Origin of the sequence: uncultured Adlercreutzia sp., assembly GCF_958431955.1 — a bacterium.
In the GTDB taxonomy this organism is placed as follows: domain Bacteria; phylum Actinomycetota; class Coriobacteriia; order Coriobacteriales; family Eggerthellaceae; genus Adlercreutzia.
The window spans coordinates 65,285-90,638 of record NZ_CAUASN010000001.1; the positions used below are offsets into that span (position 1 = coordinate 65,285).

The 25,354-nt window shown below is 65.9% G+C and carries 13 protein-coding genes and 1 tRNA gene; all 14 read left to right on the forward strand.

The features are described 5' to 3' along the window. Nucleotides 1-23 precede the first annotated feature (23 nt). The 14 genes from Q5064_RS00265 to Q5064_RS00330 all read left to right on the forward strand — a co-directional run bounded on the left by Q5064_RS00265 (nt 24) and on the right by Q5064_RS00330 (nt 25,354). Nucleotides 24-3,200 carry an aminopeptidase gene (locus Q5064_RS00265; protein ID WP_302961255.1) on the forward strand — a complete coding sequence of 1,059 codons (3,177 nt, stop codon included), beginning with the start codon at nt 24-26 and terminating at the stop codon, nt 3,198-3,200. Between the two features lie 37 nt (nt 3,201-3,237). Then, nucleotides 3,238-3,313, forward strand: a tRNA-Arg gene (locus tag Q5064_RS00270). Nucleotides 3,314-3,670: 357 nt separating this feature from the next. Continuing rightward, nucleotides 3,671-3,964: a 30S ribosomal protein S6 gene (gene rpsF / locus Q5064_RS00275; protein WP_302961257.1), complete on the forward strand. Its 294-nt coding sequence runs from the start codon at nt 3,671-3,673 to the stop codon at nt 3,962-3,964. A 48-nt stretch (nt 3,965-4,012) separates the two neighbouring features. Further along, nucleotides 4,013-4,510: a single-stranded DNA-binding protein gene (locus Q5064_RS00280; RefSeq protein WP_302961259.1), complete on the forward strand. Its 498-nt coding sequence runs from the start codon at nt 4,013-4,015 to the stop codon at nt 4,508-4,510. Nucleotides 4,511-4,530: 20 nt separating this feature from the next. After that, entirely contained in the window at nt 4,531-4,791 is a 261-nt protein-coding gene (gene rpsR, locus Q5064_RS00285) for a 30S ribosomal protein S18 (RefSeq protein WP_016310128.1), read from the forward strand. 15 nt (nt 4,792-4,806) lie between these two features. Beyond that, complete coding sequence (rplI, locus tag Q5064_RS00290) at nt 4,807-5,400, forward strand: 50S ribosomal protein L9 (RefSeq protein ID WP_302961261.1); 594 nt, start codon at nt 4,807-4,809, stop codon at nt 5,398-5,400. A 188-nt stretch (nt 5,401-5,588) separates the two neighbouring features. Further along, on the forward strand, nt 5,589-7,001 hold the full coding sequence (dnaB, locus tag Q5064_RS00295; protein ID WP_302961263.1) for a replicative DNA helicase: 1,413 nt from the start codon (nt 5,589-5,591) through the stop codon (nt 6,999-7,001). Between the two features lie 3 nt (nt 7,002-7,004). Next, entirely contained in the window at nt 7,005-8,282 is a 1,278-nt protein-coding gene (locus Q5064_RS00300; RefSeq protein WP_302961265.1) for a DNA repair exonuclease, read from the forward strand. Then, complete coding sequence (locus tag Q5064_RS00305) at nt 8,279-10,459, forward strand: ATP-binding protein (RefSeq protein WP_302961268.1); 2,181 nt, start codon at nt 8,279-8,281, stop codon at nt 10,457-10,459. Before Q5064_RS00300 ends, Q5064_RS00305 begins: the two co-directional genes overlap by 4 nt. A gap of 353 nt (nt 10,460-10,812) precedes the next feature. Next, on the forward strand, nt 10,813-16,260 hold the full coding sequence (locus Q5064_RS00310) for an isopeptide-forming domain-containing fimbrial protein (protein ID WP_302961518.1): 5,448 nt from the start codon (nt 10,813-10,815) through the stop codon (nt 16,258-16,260). A 493-nt stretch (nt 16,261-16,753) separates the two neighbouring features. Continuing rightward, entirely contained in the window at nt 16,754-21,256 is a 4,503-nt protein-coding gene (locus tag Q5064_RS00315; protein ID WP_302961270.1) for a C-type lectin domain-containing protein, read from the forward strand. A gap of 150 nt (nt 21,257-21,406) precedes the next feature. Continuing rightward, nucleotides 21,407-22,717: an adenylosuccinate synthase gene (locus tag Q5064_RS00320; RefSeq protein WP_302961271.1), complete on the forward strand. Its 1,311-nt coding sequence runs from the start codon at nt 21,407-21,409 to the stop codon at nt 22,715-22,717. Nucleotides 22,718-22,729: 12 nt separating this feature from the next. Then, on the forward strand, nt 22,730-24,019 hold the full coding sequence (purD, locus tag Q5064_RS00325; protein WP_302961273.1) for a phosphoribosylamine--glycine ligase: 1,290 nt from the start codon (nt 22,730-22,732) through the stop codon (nt 24,017-24,019). A gap of 3 nt (nt 24,020-24,022) precedes the next feature. After that, the gene (locus Q5064_RS00330) at nt 24,023-25,354 is read left to right on the forward strand and encodes a coproporphyrinogen III oxidase family protein (RefSeq protein ID WP_302961274.1); all 1,332 of its coding nucleotides are present in this window, start codon (nt 24,023-24,025) and stop codon (nt 25,352-25,354) included.

The window sequence follows — 25,354 nt, forward strand, 5'->3', positions numbered from 1 at the left end:
TTGAACGAGGAAAGGCAATGTCCATGGCCGACCTAAAAGAAAGTGTTGCATACCTGTCTCAGGAGATCGGCCCGCGTCCGGCGGGAACCGAGGAGGAGCAGCGCGCAGCCCTTTACATCAGCGAGACGCTCTCGGCTGAAACAGGATTGCCCACCGCTCTGGAGGATTTCCAGTGCAATCCCGATAGCACGTTGCCGCGGGCCCTGGTGAGCGGCATCGCCGTTGTCATGACCCTGGTCGCGACGATCTTCCCCGTGGTTTCCGTCGCCTCCGTCGTCATCGGCTTCGCTTGCGCCATCCTGCTCGCCGCGGAGATCCTGGACAAGCCGGTTCTCTCCCGCCTGCTGAACCGCGGCGTGAGTCAGAACGTTGTGGCGCGCTACGTTCCCATGAAGTCGGCGAAGCAGTCGTCCCGCCGCCGCAAGGTCATCATCGTCGCCCATTACGACAGCGGCAAGATTCGGCGCGACCTCACCTCCGGCGTCATAGGGGTTCTCCCCCTCGTTTACTGGCTGGAGTTCGCCGCCATGGCGCTCATGCCCATCGTGCTGCTCGTGCGCATGATCCTCGCCCCCGGCGAGGGCGCGCTTATCGCCTTCAATGTCTTCCTTGCGGTGCTTATGCTGGTTGCGGTGCTCCCCGCCGCGTCGTTCGCTCTGGAGAAGTTGAGCAACTACAACGAGGGATCGAACTGCAACGCCTCTGGCGTCGCCGTGCTCATGGATGTGGCCGCCCGGGTGGCCGCCGCCCGCGACCTCCCCGACGAGGACGAGGCCCTGATCCACGGAGAGGCTGCTGCCCAGTCGGCCGGGCTCGTGCCCGAGGGGGCTGAGCTGGTCTACGACGCGCCGTCGAATACCGACGAGCTGGGTTCTTCCATGGAGTCGGCCGCCGAGCGACTCGCAGCCGCGAAGGCCGCGGTGGCGGCGCTGTCGGGCAAGCCCGTCTCCGAGACCGCCCCGGCGCAGGAAGAGGATTCCAGCAGTGCCGGCGAAGAGACGGCCGATCAGGTACCCGCCACCCCCTCCGCCGATGTTTCCGCCGAAGAGGCTCCGGCGGCCGAGCCGGTTCTGGCGCCTCCGATGGCTGCCGCCGTTCCCTCCGCCGAGCCCGAGGTTCCCGACTGGTTCAAGCGTGGGCAGGAGCAGGCGAAGAAGCCCAAGGTGGAGAAGCCCGTCCAGCGTTCCCGCTATGCCGTCGCCCTCGAGCACGCCGAGGAGGAAATCGGCGCCCGCGAGGAGTCCCAGCGCGCTGCCGCCGAGGAGCTGAGCGCCCGCATGCGCGGCATGCGCGCCTCGGTCCAGGCCGCTTCGGCCGCAGCCGGCGCCACGCCCACCGGCGTGATCGCCGACCTGCCCGTCTCTGACGAAGATCTCGCTGAGGCCGTTCCCGCGCGCCCGGAGCCGGCCCATGCTGCCGCTGTTCCGGCGCCCGAGACTCCCTCGAAGCCCGCCCACGCGGCGCCCGCCGCCGAAGAGCCGGCGCAGGAAGAGACCTCCGCGCCGCAGCCTGAGGAGGAAAGGCCCGCCGAGCCTCTTGTCCCCTCTCCGGCCGACGTGCCCTCGCCGTTGGACGGTGCTCCCGTGCCGAACCTCGCGTCGGTGCCGTCCGTGGTCGCCTCGGACGATCCCGATGTGGTGCTCCGCGAGGGGCAGCGTCCCCTGACCGGCGCCACTGTGGCCGCACCTCCGGTCGAGGCTCCTTCCCTGGCCGGCGTGCCGACCCCAGCCGCCGCGGACGAGGCACCCCACCGTCGCCTGGTCATCCCCTCGGTGGGGGAGATTCCCGCCGAGCCCACGCCCGAACCGGCTGCTCCTGGCGGCCGCAAGCGCCGTGCCATCTCGCTTCCCAACATCGGCATCTCCCAGGAGCTGCCGCGCATCTCGATGGACGATCACATGCAGGCCGCGCCTCTGGCCGAGGAGCGCCCCGTCCATGACGGGCGCGTGCGCGACCTGTCGGCTATCGTGCCCTCGGTGGCCGCTCCGGCCGCCGCGGCTCAGGAAAGCGCTTCGGCTCTCCGCAGCGCGCTTCCCTCCCTGAGCGGCGTTCCCGTCCAGAGCGAGCCCGGCCTGTCCGGCAGCATCAACGTCGCTGGCTCCTTCTCGTCCATCGGTGCCACGGGCGCGGCGGCCCCCATCGGCGACGAGATGTTCCAGCAGGCATCCGAGGAGGAGCTCTACATCGAGGATGTGGACGACTCGGCCTATGTGGAGCAGGTTACCGAAACCGGCGCCATGGCCGGCCCGGGGTATGTGGAAATGCCCAAGAGCCGCTTCGGCCGGCTCTTCGGGAAGCTTCGCCATAAGGGCCCGGAGGAGGGGACGACCCCCCAGGAATGGCTCGATGTGGAGGAGGGCTTCGATGCCCGCGAGGCCGGCGCAGCCCGCGGCGGCTGGGAGAGCTTCCGCGAGGACGGCTACGACGAGTACGACGGCCAGGAGGACGGATACGACGGCTACGACGATGACTACGCCGACGACTTCGAGGAGTCCGGCTTGGAGGTCCTGTCGGGTGAGACGACGGCCTTCGCCCCCGGCTTCGGCGCCCAGCCCGCGCCTCGCGGCCGCCACGGCCGCCATTTCGAGGGCGGCGCCTTCTCCCGTTCCTCCGAGCCTGAGGACGAGATCATCGACGAAGGCGAGCAGGAAGAGGCGCCTCGCCGCGAGACGGTTTCGAGTTTCGCCGACGGGCTGCCGGCCGACTTCGTCTTCGAGGAGACGCCCGAGCACGAGGCCATCGCGCAGTTCCATGCCAAGCGCATCGATATGGAGGTATGGTTCGTCGCCCTCGGATCCGAGCTGGCGGCCAACGGGGGCATGCGCGCCTTCATGAGCGCCCATGAGGCCGATTTGAAGGGCTCGATCATCATCGAGCTCGAGGCGCTCGGCGCCGGCGAGCTGACCCTCATCGACAAGGAGGGCACTTACCTTCCGAAGAAGGCTTCGAGCCGTATGAAGCGCCTCGTGAGGAAGGCCGGCCAGGCCGTGGGCCTCTCGGTTCCCGACGCCACGATGGAATGGCGCGACAGCGCGTCGGCCTATGCGATGAAGCACGGCCAGCAGGCCATGCACCTCGCCGGCATGGACGGCCGCAAGCCGGCGTTCTTCGGCCAGGCCGACGACGTGCTGGAGAACATCGATGCCGACCAGCTGGCTCTGAACAGCGATTTCGTCATGGAGCTGCTGAAGAACATATAGCTAACTCCGGGGTCGTGGTATGATGACCCCTCCTTACGCCCCCGTAGCTCAGCGGATAGAGCGTCGGTTTCCTAAACCGTGCGTCGGAGGTTCGAGTCCTCTCGGGGGCGCCATGAGCACTCGCAGGCCGCCGTTTGCCTTCGCAAGCGGCGGTCTGCTCGTTGACGGGGCCTTTTGCGCGCGACGGGGCAATTCCCGGGACAAGGGCGCGACCCCGCCGGGTCCCGGGCGGGAAGGCGGCGCGGCGTCTGTGGGAGTCCCAGCGGGACGCAGATGGGAATGCGCCGCGACATAAGTGCGGTTTGCGGGCGCTACAATGGCGCTGTGAATCAGGCGATGTGTGGTTACCGTGAGGGATGGGAACGGCGTCGGGTGTCTTCGAGCCGTTCTGGTAGACTATGTGGGCTATTCCTGCTCCGGCGTGTGCCTTCACCAGCCCGGAGCCGTACAGTCCAAAGGAGGTGAGCTGGATGAAGGCTTATGAACTGCTGTTTATTGTGCCCCCCACGATCGACGAGGAGACTCGCGCCGGCGTGATGAAGCGCATCGAGGCGACGATCGCCGAGGGTAACGGCGTTGTGGACAACGTCGACAACTGGGGCAAGCGCAAACTCGCTTATGAGATCAACGGTCTGTCCGATGGCGACTACACTCTCATCGACTTCCACACTGACCCGCAGAGCATCGCCGAGCTCGATCGCGTGCTGCGCATCAACGATGCCGTTGTGCGTCACATGGTCGTGGCCCGCACCGATCGCGACTAGTTGGAAACCGGGCGGCATTTCGCCGCTCACAATGGGAAGAGGTAGAGAATGAGCATCAACCGTGTGATCATCAGCGGCAATCTGACCCGCGACCCCGAACTGCGCAACACCCAGTCCGGCATGGCCGTCCTGAGCTTCGGCGTGGCGGTGAACGATCGCCGCAAGAACCCGACCACCGGCGAGTGGGAGGATTACCCGAACTTCGTGGACTGCACGATGTTCGGAGCCCGCGCCGACAGCCTGTCGCGCTACCTGTCCAAGGGCACCAAGGTGTCCATCGAGGGCAAGCTGCGCTGGAGCCAGTGGGAGCGCGACGGTCAGAAGCGAAGCAAGCTGGAGGTCATCGTTGACGAGCTCGAGTTCATGTCGAGCCGCAACGCCAACGGCGGCGCTCAGTCCTACGGCGGCGATGCCTACGGCGGAAACCAGGGCTACAGCGCCCCGGCCCCTGCCTACAGCGCGCCCGCGCCCGCACCGGCTGCGCCCCCCGCGGCGCCTGTGGTGGACGCCTCTTCCTCAGTGTATGACGATGACATTCCGTTTTAAGCGAAACGAAAGAGGTTAACATGGCCGATTACGCTAAGCAGCCTCGTCGTAAGTATTGCCAATTCTGCAAGGACGACGTGGAGTATGTCGATTACAAAGACACTCAAATGCTGCGCAAGTATGTTACCGATCGTGGCAAGATCAAGCCCCGTCGCGTGACCGGTGCCTGCACTCAGCACCAGCGCGACATCGCGGAGGCCGTCAAGCGCGCCCGCGTCATGGCTCTCATGCCCTATGCTGTGCCCGCCGTGAGCGGTCGTGGCGATCGCCGCAACCGCTAGGCGAAGGAGGGAACTATGAAGGTAATTCTCCTGAAGGAGCTCCATGGCAAGGGCGGCGAGGGCGACGTCATCGACGTTGCCCGCGGCTACGCCAACAACTTCCTGCTCACCCAGGGCTACGCCGTGAAGGCCACCCCGGGCAACCTGAAGCAGCTGGAGGAGCGCAAGAAGAACATCGCCAAGCGCGAGGAGACCCGCATTGCCGATGCCAACGCCCTGGCGGCGAAGCTCAACGACGCCACGGTGCGCGTTATCGCCCAGGTGGGCGAGGAGGGCGTGCTCTTCGGTTCCGTCACCGCCCCCGTGGTGGCCGACGCAATCGCCGAGCAGCTCGACATCGAGATCGACAAGCGCCGCGTCGAGCTGGGCAAGCCGATCAAGATGGTGGGTACCTACGAGGTGCCCGTGGGCCTGTACCGCGACATCAAGGGCATCGTGACCGTGATCGTCGCCGGCGAGGGCATGGACGAGCAGTCCGCCGAGGCTGTCGAGGCCTTCGACGAGGCGCTCGAGGCCGCCGAGACCCCGGCCGATGAGACCGTCGAGGTCGACGGCCAGATCGCCGAGGACGGCACGGTTGAGGCCGAGGTGACTGAGATCGAGGAGTAATTCTCGCTCCTGTACCTTTAACGGCCCTCGCTTGCGGGGGCCGTTTTCTATTATGGGAGGAGAAGCGCCGCGCCCTCGCGGCCGGGGAATCCCGAAGCCCGATTTGTTTCCCGTGAAACACTTCGCCGGCTGTTCCCCATGGCGAGTAACGCTACAATGTAGGAGACGCGAAGAGGAGGGACTGCCCCATGCCATTCACCCCGCAAGACCAGGATGCCCGCCCGCCGGCAACTGCCACGCCCCGAGCGCAGCTTCCCCAGAACATCGAGGCTGAGCAGTCGGTACTCGCAGCGTGCCTGCTGAATCCGGATGTGACGGAGGAGGCGGTCATGCGCATGCGGCCGGAGAACTTCTTCCGCCCCGCGCACCGCGTCATCTTCGAGGCCATCCAGGGCCTTGTCAGCCGCCGCATCCCCGTCGACCCCATCTCCCTGGCCGACACCCTCAAGGCCCAGGGCCAGCTTGATGCGGTGGGCGGGCGCGCCTACCTGGCCGAGCTCGCCGACAACACGTTCTCGCTCACCAGCTGGGAGCGCCACGTGGACATCGTGAAGCGCCAGGCCATCCTCCGCGACCTCGTGTATGCCTCGGCTCAGATCAACGCGCTGGCCTACGACGCGCCCGACGATGTGAACGAGGTGGTGGAAGAGGCCGAGCGCATGCTCCTCAACGTGACCGAGAAGCGCGTGAGCTCCACCTTCCGCAAGATGGACGAGCTGGTGGCCGAGGCCTACGAGAGAATCACCTTCCTCGCCAATCAGAAGGACCACATGGTGGGCGTTCCGACGGGCTTCAAGGACGTGGACGATCTGATCCACGGCTTCCGCGGGGGCGATCTCGTCATTCTTGCCGCCCGTCCCGGCGTGGGCAAGACCTCCTTCGCCCTCAACCTGGCCACGAACGCCGCCAAGGCCGGCGTCGCCGTCACCTTTTTCTCGCTGGAGATGGGCGCCGAGCAGCTGGTGGAGCGCATCCTCTGCTCCGAGGCCCGCGTGTCCCTCTCGAAGCTCCGAAGCGGATTCGTCTCGGAGGGGGATTGGGGGGCCTTGGCCGAGTACTCGGGACAGCTCTCCCAGCTCGACTTCTTCATCGACGACGCCCCGGGTCTGACCATTCTGGAGGCTCGTGCCAAGGCGCGCCGCGAGCTGCATGGCATCAAGGAGGGGCAGAAGGGGCTCATCGTCGTCGACTACCTGCAGCTCATGCAGCCCAGCCCGGGCACGAAGAACAAGAGCACCAACGACCAGGTGGGAGAGATCTCCCGTGGCCTGAAGATTCTCGCGAAGGAGATGAACATGCCGGTCATCGCCCTCTCGCAGCTCTCGCGCGCCGTGGAGCAGCGCGGTAAGGACAAGCGGCCCATGCTGTCCGACCTGCGCGACTCCGGATCCATCGAGCAGGACGCCGATATCGTCATGTTCATCGACCGGTCGATGAACGAGATCGAGGCCGAGAGCGAGAGCCGCCCCGACCTGGGCACCGCGAAGCTCATCGTGGCGAAGCACCGCAACGGCGCCACCCGCGACATCGACCTGGCCTTCAATCCCGAGTTCACGAAGTTCATGGACTTCATCGACGACTCGCGGGTCGCATCATTCTAGCCCGTGGCCGAGACGCTGACATTCATCCACGCCGCCGACCTGCATATCGGCGCGCCCTTCCGGGGCCTGCGGGCGCTTTCCGAGGAGTGGGCGCGCCGCCTGTCCGACGCTATTCCCGCGGCCTGGGACCGCGTGGTGGACGCGGCGGTCTCGCGGCAGGTCGACTTCGTGGTGGTTGCCGGCGACATATTCGATTCCGTGCGCGCCTCCTACCGCGACTACCTGCGCTTCTTCGATGGGCTGCAGCGCCTCGACGCGGCGGGCATCCCCTCGTATCTGTGCACGGGCAACCACGATCCGCTGAGCCTGTGGCAGAAAGATTTCTTCGCGCTGCCGCCCTCGGCCACGATGCTCGCCGCCGACCGTCCCGATTTCGCCCTGTTCGAGAAGGACGGTCGCCCCGCCGCCCTCATCTGCGGGCGCGGCTATCCCAACAAGGTGTGGTCGCAGGATGAGGACATCTCCGCGGGCATCACCCGCGCCGCCGCCGAGGAGGCCCTCGGCCCGCGGGCCGCCGAGGCCCCCTTTGCCGTGGGCGTCCTGCACACGGGGCTCATGCTCGACCCGGTGAAGGCCCCCACCGACCCGTCCGCGCTGGCCCGGGCCGGCATGGACTATTGGGCGCTCGGCCACATCCACCGGCGCTACGTGCACGACGAGGCCGACCCGCGCATCGTGTTCTCCGGCTGCATCCAGGGCCGCGACGTGCGCGAGACGGGATCGCGCGGGGTGTACGCGGTGACCTTGGAGAAGGGAAGGGTTCCGCAGCTGACGTTTCTCCCTACGGCCTCGGTGGTGTGGGAGCGCATCGAGGTCGACGTGTCCGATTGCCCCAACATCCCCGCGCTCGTGGACAAGGTCATGCGCGAGCAGTTCGCGGCGAACGGCGCCGCCTCCTGCGAGATGATGGTCTCGCGCATCATCCTCACCGGGTCCTCCGACCTTCACGAGGTGCTGGGTCGCCCCGGCGTGCTCGACGAGGTGCGCGCATCTATCAACGACGCGTACACGGAGTTCTTCTGCGACGCGCTCGTCGACGCCACCCGCGCGCCGCTCGACGAGGAGGCCCTACGCGCCGAAGGCATGTTCCCCGCGCTGTTCCTCCGCACCGCCGACGCCATGACCGCCGACCCGCAGGGGCAGATCGACTACCTCCAAGGAGAGTTCCTCTCGCGGAACATTCCCCTGACGGCGGCCTTATCCGAGAAGAAGGCCCGGAGGCTTTCCGAGGAGGCGTCGGCGCTCGTGCTCGATCTTCTCGTGCAGGGGGGAGACGAATGAGCGACCGTGCTGCGCCCTTCCTCCGCTATTTGCGCATCGAGCGATTCGGAAACATCCACGATCGCACGGTGGGGCCCTTCGACGAGCATCTGAATATCGTGTTCGGCGGCAACGAGGCCGGGAAGACCACGCTGGCCGCCTTCGTCGGAGGCGTCCTCTTCGGCTGGGAGGAGGCCCGCGGCAACCGCAACACCTACAAGCCCACCGGCGCCGAGCGCTGCGGGAGCCTGCTCTTCTCCGACGGCCGTGCCCTCTCTCGGGAGCGCAACGTCGACGGGCTGCAGGGCGATGCGGCCCTCGTGGAGGACATCGACAAAGACACGTTCCGCACCATGTTCTCGCTGAACAGCGACGAGCTCCGCAGTTTGCGCAACACTACCGACACCACGGCGAAGCTGCTGACCGCCGGCGCGGGCACCGGCTCCTCGCCGGCCCATGCCCTCGCCCATGTGAACGAGCGTCTCGCGGCGTTCACTTCACGCGCGGTCGCGGCCGAGCAGTCCATCCCCCGGCTCATCGCCCGCCGCGCCGAGCTGCGCGACCGGCAGCAGGAGGCCTCCGACGAGGCCGACCGTTGGCGGGCGCAGGACAGGGAGCTGCACGAGTTGGAACCGGAGCGCGCCGCCATGGGCGAGCGCGTGGAGGAGAGCAACGGGCTTATCGAGGCGCTCTCGTCGGCCCGGGCGACGGTGGAATCGCTCGATGCCGAGCGCGTCACGCTCGATCGGGAGATCGGACGTTTGCGCGAGGCCCAGCAGGCGGCCGAGCGCGAGCAGGCCGAGCGCTCCGCGACGGTGGGGACTCGCCTCGCCGCTCTGACGGGCAACGAGGACAGGGCGCTGCGGGACCGCCTCGATGCCCTCGCGGCCCAAGAGGCGCGGCTTTCCCACGCCACTGAGGTGGCGCGGGCCAACTACACCTCGTCGGCGGCCGTGCACGAGGCGCTCCTCGAGACGGAGAACGAGGTGGACGAGCGTCAGGAAATGCGCTCGAAGCGCCGGCTCCAGGTGGCCTTCTGCGTGGTCATTCCTGCCGTGCTCTTCCTCCTCGGGGTGCCGCTGTTCATCGAGGGCCGAGACGCGGGCTCCCTCAGCTACATGGCCATCGGCTCCCTTCTCACAGTGTTCGCCTTCCTCATGGTGGCCGGCGGTTTCGCCCTGCTGTTCCGGCCCGACAAGCAGAACGTCGCTCGCAAGGAGCGCTTCGCGGACGCCCATTGGGTGATGGTGCAGGACAAGAAGAAGCTGGAGGCGTGTCAGGCCGAGGAGGAAAAGTTCGCAAAGCGGCTTGCCGACGAGCTGGCATCGCTGGGCCTCGCTCCCGCCGAGACGCTGCGCCAGGCCCGCGTGCTGCTCGACGAGGCCCGCGATGCCCGGTCGGATATCGCGCTCAGCCAGCAGCGCCAGCATGCGTCGGCCCTGCGCGCGACCCAGGCCGCCGACCGCCTGCGCGCCATCGCCGAGGATCGGGCCGCCGCCCTCGCGCGCGCCGGGCTGCCCGAGGGGGCGGCGCTGGAAGATATCGATGCCGAGCTCGACCGACGCCTGCGCCAGCGGGCGGGGCTCTTGGAGGCCTTCGAGTCGATGAACCGCCGTGCCGGAGAGCTGGCGAGCACGTTGGCCCAAGCCGAGGGGGCGGCGGAGTTCGACCGGCTCAAGATAGAGGTGCAGCAAGTTTCCACGCGGCTCGACGAGGCGCGAACCGATTTCGCCCGGCTGCTGCTGGCCAAGCACATGCTCGAGACCGCCGTGGCCTCGTGGGAGTCGAAGCGCCAGCCCGAGGTATATGCCAAGGCGAGCCGCCTGCTCTCCCTCATGACCGAGGGCCGGTGGACCCAGGTGGCCCTCACCTCGGAGGGGACGCTCGAGGTCTCCGATGCCTTCATGCGCACCCGCCTGCCCGTGCATCTCTCCCTCGGCACCTGCCAGCAGCTGTACTTGGCCCTCCGCATCGCGTTGCTGACAAGCGCCGACAACGTCGGCCGCGCCATTCCCATCCTGGCGGACGACATCCTCGTGAACTTCGACGAGCAGCGCCGCGGCGGCGCGGCCCGGGCCCTGGTGGAGCTCGCCGAGACGCGGCAGGTCGTTCTGTTCACCTGTCACACCGAGGTCGTGCGCGTTCTGAAGAAGGCGGCGAAGCAGGCCGGCAGCCCCGCCACGATCATCGATCTGTGAGGCCGGCATCTCGTTTGCCCTTGCCTTGCCCTATCAAATAGCCGATCAAAAAGGAAAAAGCGGCCATTCGGTTACCAAACCGTTGACGGCGTGGTACAAAAGCGAGATTATCACCTGATCGACAAAGACGTATCTGACGTTGAGGCAAAGAGGCGGTTGATATGATTCGCACACGTAATGACGCACCATCGACACTCTCCTCGCTCGCCCGCACTGCGCTGGCGGCAGTTCTGGCGGCAGGCTTGATGATTCCCGCCGCCAGTCTGGCTGCCTATGCGGATGAACCCAACGGGGGGGGGTCTTCCCGAGCCGTTGAGGCCCTGACCCAAGGCGCCGGCGGCATTTTGGAGGGGATGGATGCCGTAGCTCTTCAGTCGGAGGAGCCGGAGCCCCAGGCTTCTCCTGCGGCAGCGCCGAATCCTCTCGCTGCGGACACCGTGGTGGGGGGCATGACGATTTCCGGCGGCGTGGCGGGTACCGACTATACCGTCAGCGGAACCACCGTGGTGGTAAAGACGGACACTCTTCTTACTTTGAAGGGCACTCTCTCGAACGGAACGGTGCGCATCGAGGCGGGGGCAAAGGCCAATATCGTTCTCGATGGCGTTACCATTACGAGCCAGGAACTAGACTCGCCCATCAACCTCATGGCCACGGGTTCCGAACTGAGGCTCACCATTGCCGACGGCTCGACCAATCTTCTGCAAGCGACCGGAACGGTCACTTCTAAGAAATCCAAAAGCGCTGCAGGTATCCACTGCGGAGCCGGTTCCACCCTCTACATCGATGACGGCCGTCCGAACTGGGAAGGCGACCACCATGTGGAAGTATACGCTGGCGTGGTAGCCGAAGATGCGGTGCTCGATGACGGTACCGAAGTGAAGGCTGGCGATCCGCTGAGCGCCCTTGCCAGCGACAATCCCGGAACGCTTACCGTGAAGGGAGGCTACCACTCTGCCGCTATCGGTGCCGGTCCCCTCGAGATGGCCGGCCTTATGATCTTCGACGGAGGCAACATCTTCGCCTACGCCTGGGGAGGAAGCGACCAAAACGGAGGAACCGGAACCGCCATCGGTGTGACCAACGCCGCCTCGAAGGACGATCATCGCTCCGGCGGCGCTGCTATTGGTGGTAGCCATGGCGGCGGCGCGACCGACATGGTTTTCAACGGGGGAAACATTGTGGCGGCTGGCTCGTATCACGGTGCCGGTGTGGGCGCTGGCTGGTCCAACCTCGCCACCAGCCTCAACTATCTCCCTGCGTCTCAGCAGACAGGCGCATCGAGCATGCAAACGGCATTGGTTTGCGGAAATATCACCATCAACGGCGGTCGCATCGTGTCCCAGGGCTATGCTCACGGCAATGCCTTCGGTGGCGCCTGCGGAACGACGGCCAACAACTGCACTATTCGGGTGACGGGCGGCACGCTGCTCCCCTATTCATTTGTCGGGAAAGATGCCTCTGGCACCGCGCAGAACAAGAAGGATATTGGCGGTTCCGGAGGCCGCGTGATCATCAGCGGCGGTTCGGTGCGGCTCTCGGGTGCGCAGTCGGCAAAATTCGAGAGCACCGACAATAAGGCGTATAGCGACGACGAGTTTAAGAATGAGGTCGCGCCCATTACCATCGACCTTTCGGACGACTTGGGTGCCATCGACGCCCCCATCGAGTACTGGGAGCTGCAAGTAGACGGCAAGCCCATCGAGTACGGCGCGCCCACAGAACTGGACAAAGGCAATTTGTATCTCTGGCTCTCCAATGCTGATGCAAAGAAGGATGTGAAGATCATCCTTCACTACAAAGACGCCGACAACAAGGTCGTCGAGGTGGAGCCCCTCGAAACCCAAGGCGGCGGCTCCACGGCCAAGCGATGGATTCCCTTTGAGATGCAGGAAGAGTACTTCCCCGGCGGCCTGACGAAGCCCTACGACGGCAAGCCCATTGAGAAGTGGTCGTTGGCCCAGAATCCCGTGAGCATTACCACGAGTACCGAGACGCGCACTCTCAACGATGATACGTACGTCACATTCAAGTACCAGCGTATCGACGACGAGGGCAACCCGCTCGAGGAGTTCACCACCGGCACCGAGATGCCCACCGACACGGGCCGCATGGCCTTCCGCATGGAGTCTACCCAGTTCGGCAACGATGAGAAGCTGACGAGCTACTGGGGACATTCGACCGAGGGTATCTGCGAAATCACGCCGGTGCCCGCTATTCTTCATATCAACAGTGTAGAGTGGGGCTATCTCGACGAGAAAACGGGCGATTGGAAGCAGATTACCCAAGATCAGGTGGATGCTGGCGAGGCCGGGAACCGCTTGAAGCTCTCCTTCTACGTGCGCTCTGCGAATAGCACGGCTTTGACATGCGCTGCTCCGACGGGTAGTTTCCAGGTGAAGATCGACGGAGAGAACGTGGGCGAGCCTATCGCAATGACGGAGGAGGTCATAGGGAAGTCCGCCTACTCCTCCATTGCGTGGGAGGACATCGACGGGCGCCACGCGACTCGGGTGACCTATTATCTCGATCCGACCAACAAGGACGCCCTTCTGAAGCTGCTCGAAGGGGCCGACGGCGCCGAGCATATGGTGAACATCGAGTACATCGCCGATAAGAACTATATCCAGGGCGTCGAGGAAAACCCCGACAACGCCCAGGAGGACGAGGCGTTCATCGTGCCTGTGCCGCCGAAGGGCGAGGTTGAGCCCGACGGCCCGGTGAAGATCGAGCCCGACGATCCCATCGACCCCGACCCGGACAACCCCACGGGGAAGATGACCATCATCCGCAAGACCATCACGGCCAACTACAGCGACTTCCACAAGAAGGATGCTGAGATCGCCGATTTCTTCTCCATGGCCGTGTCGTCGAACTCCTCGGCGCCCACCACCTACAATGTGTCCAACGGCGCCGTCGCCGACATCGTGTGGGACGACGAAGAGGATGCGCCGTCGCTCACCGATGACGGCAAGCTGCAGATCCAGGTGAACAGCTGCGGCAGCTCGGTTATCACGCTGGAGCAGAAAGCGAACGCCCTGTATACCGGCATCAAGTACATCCTCACGGTGAACGTGCTGCCCGATGCCACGCTCGTGCCCCAGGTGCAGATTCGCATGATCTCGAACAACCTCACGCACCCCGGACAGCCCGCCCGACCGGGTGACGAGATAGAGTACCTGGTCAGCGGCTTGAACCTGACCGAGGGTTCGGCATGGCAGGCGGCCACGCTGCTCGACACGATAGACAGCCGCCTCGAGCTCGACCGCGACAGCGTGCGCCTGGCGAGCAACTACGAGACACCCGACCGCGATACCACGCTCGGCACGACCGCCTTCTACCAGGGCTTCGACTGGGATGCCCTCGACTGGACGAGCCTGCCGCAGGGCCAGTACACCGAGAGCGGCCAGCAGATTTCCAAGATGGTGGGGTCGGTGTACGGAGGCCAGTCCACGACGCTGCGCTTCACGGCTACGTTGAAGCCCGGTACGGCAGGCCGTCCCACTTCCCCCGATGACCCTGCCGACATCAAGAACGAGCCCGACGGCGATGGCGGCTACGGCACGCCCGAGGATTCCATCGTGCCCGGCCAGAAGCCGGAAGTCGACCCCACGCCTCTGCCGGGGGAGAACATCGTCGTGGTGGGCGACGACCCGAAGACCGAGGACCCCGATCCCGACGGCGACCCCGATGACGACAAGAAGCAGCCCGACGACCCGGGTACCGTCACGCCGCTGCCTATTATCCCGAAGGATCCGGTGGTGGTTCCCGACCCGGACGACCCCTCGTCGTCGGCGGACATCACGGTGGAGAAGACCGCCGAGAACCTGACCCATCCCGAGGCGAAGCGCGCCACAGTGGGCGACGAGATCGCCTACACCGTCGTTGTGGCCAACAAGGGCGCCGACAGCGCCTGGTACGATGCGGTGATCCGCGACACGTTACCGGTGGGCCTCGCGCCGGTGCCGGGCAGCTTCAAGCTCGTCGACGGCACGGGCGCCTCCATTGCCGTGTCCGACGAGGTGTACGTGGAGAAGACGCGTACCATCGCCCTATACATCGGCGATTTGTACGGCGGCGAGCAAGCGACGCTCACCTTCCGCTGCACGGTGACTCCCGAGGCGGCGGGCGGAAGCATTGCCAACGTCGCCTTCGCCTTCGGCGACACCCCCAGCGAGAAATGGGAGAAGGAGCATCCGACGCCCAGCCCGGACGATCCCGACAACCCGGATAACCCCGACGACCCCGACAATCCCGACGGCCCTGGCGGCAGCGACCCGGACAACCCGGGAACCGACCCCGCTCCGAAGCCGAAGCCCAACCCGGGTGACCCCTTCGTGCCCGAGAACCCGCAGAATCCCGATGACCCGTGGGAGGACTTCGACTGGAACGATTATCCCGAGGAGAAGCCCCAGCCCTCCAACCAAGACAAGCCGGCGGCTCCCAACGATCCCGACAAGGGCGTGCTGCCGGGCGACCCGGTGGAGGACTCCCTGGCCATCGACCTCGTCGGCGAGAACCTCACGCGCAACATCGCCGATACCATGGTGGGCGACCATATTCGCTACACGCTCACGTTCACCAATACCCAGGAGCACACCTCGCTCATGCTGTCGGCTCTGCGCAATCAGGTGCCCGACGGGCTGACCCTCGTTCCCGGATCCATCACCGTGACCGTCCCCCAGCCCGCGCAGCCCTTCGCCGCCGCTCGCGACGCGCTGCCGCTGGCTTCCGCGGCCCCCATCGCACTGGCCGCCGCGCCTGCCGCCGACGGGGCGGCGGTCACCTACCCGGTTTCCGATGCCTCCTACGACGAGGGCACGCGCACTATGGCCGTGAACGCCGGCGAGCTTCCCGGCGGCAAGTCCGTCGTGCTCGCCTTCGAGGCGGTGGTGGGGCCGCGCGCGGCGGGCAAGACCATCGTCGACAACGGCTGGGGGCACGGCACGATGCCCACCTACTACGCCGACGACGACAACGACCCGGAGGTGGCCACCACGTTCGTGCCGGCCGGCGGCCTCGCTGCGTATCTGTCCCAGCCGGGCACTCGCACGCTGGCCGACGAGCATATCATTCCCGTGAAGGACGTCATCGACCCCGAGGAAGGGGCCATCACGGTGAAGAAGGAGGCCCAGAATCTCACGACGAGCGGCGGCGACACCTTCGTGGGTGACCGCATCCGCTACACGGTGACTCTTTCCAACGCGACGCCGGGCTCGGCCTGGTACGACGCGGTCATCTCGGATACCGTGCCGCGCGGCATCGAGGTGGATGCTGCCAAGGTCGAGCTGAAGCTCGCCGACGGCAAGACTGTCCCCGTGAAGGATGCCTACGATGCCGAGACGAGGCGCTTGGCCGTGAACGTGGGCGACGTGGCGGGCGGCACTGCGGTGCAGCTCGTCTTTGAGGCGACCGTCACCCAGGAGGCCGTCGGCGCCGATGTGGGCAACGTGGCCATGGCCTTCGGCACCCTGCCGAGCCAGAGCGACCCCAATCGCTTCGATGCGGGCACGACGCTGCCCGAGCCGGGTACGAAGTTCGTCCCCGACGAGGGCTGGGATGCCTTCGAGGGCGCGCACCCGGGCATCTCGAGCGGCGAGCCGGTATATCCCTCGGCGAACGTGACGGCCGAGGGCGGCGTGAAGGAGTCGGAGGGATGGGGAACCGATGCGTTCGGCACCCGCCTCGCCCAGACGGGTGATACGGTGTTCGCCATGACCGTCGCCATGGCGTTTGCCGCCATGGTGTCGCTCCTCGTCGTGGTGGCCGCAACCCGCCGCCGAGAGGAGCAGGACAGCTAGGGAAGCGCATCAGATTTTCCCACGTCCCCTCAACCATTCCGAAGGGCCCGCGTCAGCTTCGAGCTGCGCGGGCCTTTCTGCAGGCCCGCCTGTCGGCCGGCATCGTTGGCGCCCGGTCGCCGATGCGCGTCCGACCCTTTTCCCGCCCATTGCCCTGCCAAACCCCTGGGAAGTTGCCGAAAAGAAACTTTTCGGTTGTCAGATTGTTGGCGTGGTGCTATAAAGAAGAATCACTCACCTATTCGGTATATCTGCTCATAAGATTACAGGATTAACGAGGCGATATTCATGACTGAAATGCACTTGAACACCCGTCCTTCCCCGAAGGCAACTCTTCTTCGGTGCGCTACGGCCGCCGTGCTGGCCATCGGTCTCATGCTCCCCGCGCCGGCCCTCCAGGCCTACGGCGAAGAGGCTGCGGGGGGGGGGTGCTTCCCCCGCCGCTGAAGCGGATGTAACCGAGGCAACCCTCACTATCAAGGCCGGAGCCGCCGTGAAGCAGGACGACGGCTCCTGGCGGTTCCCCTACCTCACCGTGGAGAGCACGAGCGAGCGACTCATCAAGAGCATCACGGTGCAGTTCACGTCCCCCATTACGAACGCCGATTCCATCAACATCAAGGACGACACCGCCAACGGCTTCGTGCTGTTCCAGCCGACGAAGGCGGGCAACCGCTCCATCAACAAGAGCTCCGGCGCCACGGCGGCCGAATGGCAGAAGTTCCTGCGCGAGAACATGTCCATCACCTTGTCGAACGCCGACAAGACCACGAGCCTCCGCATGATCGCGAACTACAATCCCGTCACTGAGCTCTACGACTATAACTCCCTGAACGGCCATTACTACAAAACCGTGCAGCACACCTCGGTGTCATGGCCAACCGCCTATGCCGAGTCTCGGAAGCCCGAGAACAAGTACATGGGCATGCAGGGCTATCTCGTGACGGTTACCAGCCAGGAAGAGCACGACTACGTGTACTCGATGATCGGCCAGAACTGCTGGACGTCGCTCACCTGCCTGGACGCGTACACGGGGCCCGTGAAGAACAACTACGCGGACTTCTATAAGGCTCACAACATCACGACTCCCGCTACTACGTATACGAGCAGCCAGGCCTATTATTATTGGGTCGATGGCCCGGAAGCGGGAAAGCTCGCCTCTTACGGCGCCTATAAAGCCCAGGTCGCCGCACCCGATCCTGACGGTGGCACCATGTTCACGAACTGGGGTACCGGCGAGCCGAACAACTCGAGCGGCGAGCAGTGCATGCACTTCTACGCCTCCACCGGCGGGGCATGGAACGACTTCAGTCAAACGAGTACTTCTGTGAACTACTACGTTATCGAGTACGGTGGCATGCCGGGAGACCCCGAAGACGGGGAGGATGAGTCCACGTCCGACGGGTCGGGCAACGCCGATGTGTTCGTGAAGGTGGAAATCGACATCGACCCCCTGGGCAAGACCATTACCACCTCGGCCGATAACGTGCGCCTCGGCCAGCCCCTGAAGATCTCCGAGAACGCCAACGGCGGTGACATCATGAAGACCGACGCCTCCGGCGAGCAGGTTCCCTCCGAGGTCGTCCGCACCTTCTACAAGAAGGAGGAGGACGGAATCTGGACGAAGCTCGACGAGCCGCCCACCACCGTGGGAACCTACAAGGTGGAGTCGAGCGCCGTGTACCGCGATGCCGGCGATTCCGTGGAAGCCGAGGACTACAAGCCCGGTTCCGCCCAGTTCAAGATTCTGCCGGCGGTGCTGGATGTCACCACCGAGGCCGAGACGCCGACCCCGGACGACCCCTCGCAGCCGAGCCAGCCGGCGGTGGACCGTCACTACACCAAGGTCTACGACGGCACCACGAACTTCACCACCCAGATCATCGGTCTCGAGGATTTGCTACTGCCCGGCTTCCCCGACGCGAAGCTCGTCTACGACTACGCCACGTTCGCCACCTCGGAGGTGGGCGATCAGGATCTCGTGCTCCACAACGTGCGCATCGAGGGTGCCGATGCGGCTAGCTACACCTTGGCCGGCATGAAGGCCGACCCCGATAACGAGGGCCAGAAGACCCTCACCGTGCGGGGCACCATCCTGCCCCGCGAGGTGGTGCTCACGCCGTCGCTGCTCGGCTCCAACGGCTCGCCGGTCACCCAGTGGCAGGTGAATAAGCCCATTACCGGCCAGACGAACCCCACCAACGACCTGGCCGACTTCGACGAGGCCACGGGCAACCCCGCCGAGACCGAGAACACCAACCCCACGACGGGCGAGAAGACCTCCTGGATCACGGATTGGAACGGCAACATGCTCGCGCCCGATGACGCCCTGGCCGAGGTGCTGGCCGGCGTGACCATCGACTACTCCGTGGCCACCAAGGGAGGCCTGGCTCTCAACGAGGCGAAGCCCCAGATAGGCACCTACCTTGTGAACGCCGCGCTGAAGGGCGAGGGCGTCGCCTACGACCCCGATACCAACTCCTACCTCGTTGGCAACTACCGCTTTACCATCGGCGAGAGCACCCTGAAGGTGAGCCCGAAGCCGGCCCCGACGGTCATCGAGACCACGGTGACGACCGATCCCGCCGACCCGGGCAGCGGGCCGGTGACCGAAGACGACATCCTGGACATCGTGGGGGGAGAGGTGAGCCCCGGCGGCAAGGACCCGTCCAAGCCCGCCGTGCCCGACGTGAAGCCCACCATCACCATCACCGAGGGCAAGACCGTGGTCGATGAGATCGACCCCACGGAGCCGGGCGAGTACGTGATCACGGTGACGTACCCCGATCCCGATGGCGGCCCCGATACCGAGGTGGTCATCCACTATGTGGTGGAGCCGCCCGCGCCCGACGCGCCTGCTGCGCCTGACTCATCCGAGGCCGCGTACTACACCGTTACCACGCGCCTGCGCGGCTCGGTGGATGCCACCACCACCCTCACCCCGTCGGCCAGCGTGAAGAAGGGCGGCAGCTACCAGGTGACCTGGTCGGCGGGCAAGGACCGCTACGTGTCCCTTGTGGAGGTGGACGGCAAGCCCTACGATGCCCAGAACTCCACCATCGATTTCTCGGACATCTCGGCGAACCACGAGGTGGTGGTCACCGTGGTGAAGATGCCCTCGGCCGGCTCCACCGTCACCCCGGGCTGGTACACCGTGACTGTGAACCGCTACGGCGGCTCGGAGGGCCTCTCCGCTTCGCCGACGCGCACGGTGGACGTGGGCGGCAACGTGAACGTGTGGTGGCAGCCCGAGGAGGGCTACGAGGTGACCGAGGTGGTCATCGACGGCAAGCAGCACCTCACCGCCGAGGAGATTGCCAAGGGCAGCTTCGACTTCGCCTCCGTGTCCGCCAACCATGTGGTGGACGTGCGCTACAAGGCCATCGGCCACGAGTCCGAGGTGTCCCAGCTCGACTACCTGGTGAACACGAAGATCGAAGGCGGTCCCGGCTCCATTACCGGCGGCGCTACCGTGGCCCCGGGCGGCAGCTACGAGGTGGCCTGGGAGCCCATCGTGCAGACGACGACCGATCCTACCGACCCCAACTACGCCGTCTACGAGGTGGCGAGCGTCACGGTGAACGGCGACGAGCGCGCCGGCACCCGGGACGACACGCTGGAGCTGTCCGATATCAAGGCCGATCAGGACGTGGTGATCACCATGCGTCCCGCCCTCTTCCACATCAACGTGACCGGCTTCAGCATCGGCGGCGGCCGTGGCAAGGTGTCCGAGAATAAGACCTTGTTCAAGGGCCAGCAGTACACGGGCATCCTCGGTACGCCCGATGCCGGCAGCCGCATCGCCCGCGTGGTGGTGGACGGCGCGGTGGTCTACGACGAGACCGATCCCTCCACCCGTCTCGAGGAGGAGGTCGCCGAGGCGGTGGTGGACGATGTGGTGCCCATGGCCTTCGCCCTGGCCCGCGCGGCGTCGCCCACCTTCCCTCCCGAGGTGAAGGTGGCCCGCGCCATGACCGAGCAGACGGCGCGCTACGACATCTCCGGCATCGCCGGCGACCACAAGGTGGAGGTGTACTTCGCCGCCGAGAGCGAGCCGCCCGTTGACGACGACACTGCGAAGAAGGCCAAGGACGACGCCACCACGGTGACGCCCACGGTCGACGGCGGTTCGGGCACCATCACCATCGGCACCAAAGACCCCGCCGACCCCGATGCCGAGCCGGAGTGGGGCGGCCAGCCCGATCCGGACAAGGAGACCGTGGTGAAGTGGGACGATGTGCCCGAGGGCAGCGAGCCCACGAAGATCGTGGTGAACGGCGAGGAGATCACGCTCACCCCCGAGGACATCGAGAAGGGCTACGTGGTGATTCCCCCCGACAAGCTGAAGCCCGGCGAGGACAACACGGTGGAGCTCGTGGTGGAGCGCAAGCCGCTGCCCGGCGATGATGTGCTCCCCACCCAGAAGGACAAGCCCACCAACGCCAACGACGGCCGCTACTGGGTCGTGTCCACCGGCATCACCGGCGGCGCGGGCACGGTGACGCCCTCGGCCGAGGTGACCGCCGGCGACAGCTACACGGTCAGCTGGTCGGCCGATGCGGGCTATCGCGTGGTGAAGGTGATCGTCGACGGCGTGGAGCGCCCCGACCTCCTCGGCGCCGACTCCGTGACCTTCGACCGCCTGTCCACCAACCACTCGGTGCAGGTGGTGCTCGAGGCCGTGCCCGATCAGGAAAATCCCGACGGCAACGACCCCTCGGGCAACAACCCGGGCGGCGGCAACTCGGGCGATGGAGGCTCCGGATCCGGCAACAGCGACGGGAACGGCGATGGCGGCAGTGCCAATGCTGGCGGTACGGGCTCCGATGGCCAGGGCGGCGCCGCGGCAAGTGGCGACGCGCAGAAAGCCACGCGCCTGACCCGCCTCGCCCAGACCGGCGATACGACGATCGCCCTGGGCGCCTCCGTCGCGCTCGTGGGCGCGGCCGCCCTTGCGCTGGCGCTGTTCGCCACCCGCAAGCGCCGCAAGGAGTAGCGCTTTCGCCGCTCCGCGTGCTCGGGGAGGCCGTTCCCTGATCTTCGCCCCGTAGAAAAGGCCCGCAGGTACCGAACCCGCGGGTCTTTTTGCGCTCCCTGTACTATACTTACCTCTTCGAGCAGAAGGCTCTCGACGAAAGGACGCAGCATGCCCAGCACAGTGCTCGTCGGCGCCCAGTGGGGCGACGAAGGCAAGGGGAAGATCACCGATCTTATCGCCAGCGACTACGACTACGTCGTGCGGTTCCAAGGCGGCAACAACGCCGGCCACACGGTCATCCACGGCGACAAGAAGCTGGCGCTGCACCTCATGCCCTCCGGTGTCATGTACGAGAACGCGGTGCCGGTCATCGGTAACGGCGTGGTGGTAGACCCCGGTGTGCTCGTGAAGGAAATGGCCATGCTGGAGGCCGAGGGCGTATCCTGCAAGAACCTGCGCATCTCCAACGACGCGCACCTCATCATGCCGTACCACAAGGATCTCGACGGCGCCGACGAGAAGAGCCTCGGCGAGAAGAAGATCGGCACCACCAAGCGCGGCATCGGCCCGTGTTACCAGGACAAGATGGGCCGCAAGGGCATCCGCATGCAGGATCTGCTCGACGAGAAGATCTTCCGCCTGAAGCTGGAAGCGGTGCTCGCCCAGAAGAACCCCATCCTGGAGAAGATCTACGGCCTGCACACCTACACCGTGGAGGAGATCTGCGACGAGTATTTGCCCTATGCCCAGATTCTCGCCCCCTATGTGTGCGAGTCGGCCCATATGCTGAACGCGGCGCTCGCCGAGGGCAAGTCCATCCTCTTCGAGGGCGCCCAGGGCACGCTGCTCGACATCGACCACGGCACCTACCCCTTCGTCACCTCGTCCTCCTGCTGCGCCGGCGGCGCGGCCACGGGCACGGGCGTGGGGCCGGCCGCCATCGATCGGGTGCTCGGTATCAGCAAGGCCTACGTGACCCGCGTGGGCGAGGGCCCCTTCCCCACGGAGCTGAAGTTCCCCGAGAACGGCGGTGAGGGGCAGGATGCCGAGGACGGCGAGCTGCTCTGCGCGGCGGGCCACGAGTTCGGCGTCACCACGGGCCGCAAGCGCCGCTGCGGCTGGTTCGATGCCGTGATCGGGCGCTATGCCGCCGAGGTGAACGGGCTGACGGACGTGGCCCTCACGAAACTCGACGTGCTGTCGGCCTTCGACACCATCAAGGTGTGCGTGGCCTACGAGTGCAACGGCGAGCGCTACGACTACTTCCCCATGCAGCAGTCGGTGCTTCACCACGCGAAGCCCGTTTACGTGGAGCTTCCGGGCTGGAAGGACGAGGACATCACCGGGTGCCGCACCTACGAGGAACTTCCCGAGAACACCCGCGCCTACATCGAGTATTTGGAAGAGGTGTGCGGCGTGCCCATGAGCATCATTTCCGTGGGTCCCGACCGCGATCAGACTATTATGCGAAATTGGTAGGAGAGGACCGGTATGAACATTCTGGTATTGGGTTCGGGCGGCCGCGAGCACGCCATCGCGTGGGCCCTGCGCAAGTCTCCGAAGACTGATGTGCTCTACGTGGCGCCGGGCAACGGCGGCACCGCCGAGATCGCCGAGAACGTGGACATCGACGTGGCCGACTCCGAGGCTCTGCTCTCCTTCGTCCATGAGCGGAAGATCGGCCTGGTGGTCATCGGTCCCGAGGCTCCGCTCGTCGATGGCGTGGCCGACGTGCTGCGTGCCGACGGCGTGCCGGTGTTCGGCCCCAATGCCGACGGCGCCCAGCTGGAAGGGTCGAAGGCCTACTCCAAGGAGTTCATGGAGGCCAACGGCATTCCCACCGCCGCCTACGGGCGCTTCAGCGATGAGGAGGCGGCCCTCGCCTACGTGCGCGAGCAGGGCGCTCCCATCGTTATCAAGGCCGACGGCCTGGCCGCCGGCAAGGGCGTGGTGGTGGCCGAGACGCTGGAAGACGCCGAGGCCGCGGTGCGCGCCTGCTTCGAGGGCGCTTTCGGCGAGGCGGGTTCCACAGTGGTCATCGAGGAGTGCATGACCGGGCCGGAGTGCTCGCTGCTCTGCTTCGTCACCGACGGCAAGTCGTTCCCCATGGCCCCGGCCCAGGACCACAAGCGCGCCTACGACGGCGACCTCGGTCCGAACACGGGCGGCATGGGCGTGTACTCGCCGGTGCCCATCGTCACCGACGAGGAAATGGCCGCCATGGTGTCCATCATGGAGGATGCCGCCGCTGCCACGGCCCGCGCTCCTTTCGCGACCGACTACCGCGGCACGCTGTACGGCGGCTTCATGCTGACCCCCGACGGCCCGAAGATCGTCGAGTTCAACGTGCGCTTCGGCGACCCCGAGACCCAGGTGGTGCTCCCCCGCTTGGAGAGCGACCTGGTGGACGTGATGCTGGCCGTGGCCGAGGGCCGCGCCGACGATATCGAGCTGGCGTGGTCGGACGACTGGGCCGTGTCGGTGGTGCTCGCGAGCGAGGGTTACCCCGGCTCCTACGAGAAGGGGAAGGTCATCCTCGGTATCGAGGAGGCCGAGGAGCTGCCCGGCGTGACGGTGTTCCACGCCGGCACGAGGCGCAACTTCGACGGCGAGCTGCTCACCAACGGCGGCCGCGTGCTGAACGTGGTGGCCACCGGCGACACCTTCGAAGAGGCCCGCGAGCGCGCCTACGAGGCCTGCGACCTCATCAACTTCGAGGGCAAGCAGCTTCGCCACGACATCGGCAAGAAGGCCCTGCAGGGCCGTTCGGCCTGGGAGTAGCCCATGATTTCCGAGCGCCTGCTGTCGAAGGTGGTGGCCGCCTGCACGGCCAACTACCTGAAGCTTTCCCCCTGCACCGAGGAGCGCATGCCCGCGCCGGTGCCGGGCCAGCCCTACATGCTGTACATGCATGTGCCGTTCTGCGAGCGGCTCTGCCCGTACTGCTCGTTCAACCGCTTCCCCTTCCGCGAGGACCGTGCCCTGCCCTACTTCGAGAACATGCGCAAAGAGATGCGCATGCTGAAGGAGCTCGGCTACGATTTCGACTCGGTCTACATCGGCGGGGGCACCCCCACCATCATGATCGACGAGCTGTGCGAGACCATCGACTTGGCCCGCGATCTGTTCTCCATCAAGGAAGTGTCGAGCGAGACGAACCCGAACCACCTCATTCCCTCCTATCTGGAGAAGCTGAAAGGCCGCGTGCAGCGCCTGTCGGTGGGCGTGCAGTCCTTCGACGACGACCTGCTGCGCCAGATGGACCGCTACGACAAGTACGGCTGCGGCCAGGAGATCCTGGAGCGCATCGGCGAGGCCAGCCCGTACTTCGTGTCCATGAACGCTGACATGATCTTCAACTTCCCGGCCCAGACGGAGGACTCGCTCATCCGCGACATCGAGATGGTGGTGAAGTCCGGCGCGAGCCAGACCACCTTCTACCCGCTCATGGCCTCCCCTTCGGTGGAACGGTCGCTCGCGGCCACGGTGGGCAAGGTGGACTACAACCGCGAGCAGCGCTTCTACGAGATCATCTGCGATTTGCTGCTGGGAGATTTGCCCGGCGGCTGCCCGGGTCTGTTCGAGCTCGGCAGCGCGTGGACGTTCAACCGCCGCGGCACGGGCGCTGCCGGCGAGGACGCTATGATCGACGAGTACGTGGTCGACTACGAGGAGTACCCGGCCATCGGCTCGGGCGGCATCACCTATTTGGGCGAGAACCTGTACGTGAACACCTTCTCGGTGCGCGAGTACAACGAGGCCATCGAGAGCGGCCGTATGTCCATGATGGGCAAGACCACCTTCAGCCTGCGCGATCGCATGCGCTACCGCTTCATGATGCAGCTGTTCGGCCTGCGTCTCGACAAGCGCCAGTTCGAGCGCGACTTCGGCATGACCGTCGATCGCGGGCTGCCGGCCGAGATGGCCTTCATGCGCGCGTGCGGCGCCTTCGCCACCGACAACGCGGACGAGCTGACGCTCACGCCGAAGGGCCGCTACCTGGTGGTGGTCATGATGCGCCAGTTCTTCATCGGCGTGAACAACCTGCGCGACCAGGCCCGCGCCGCGCTCACGGGCGAGGAGCGCGAGCTCATCTTCGGCGACGGGTGCAAGTAG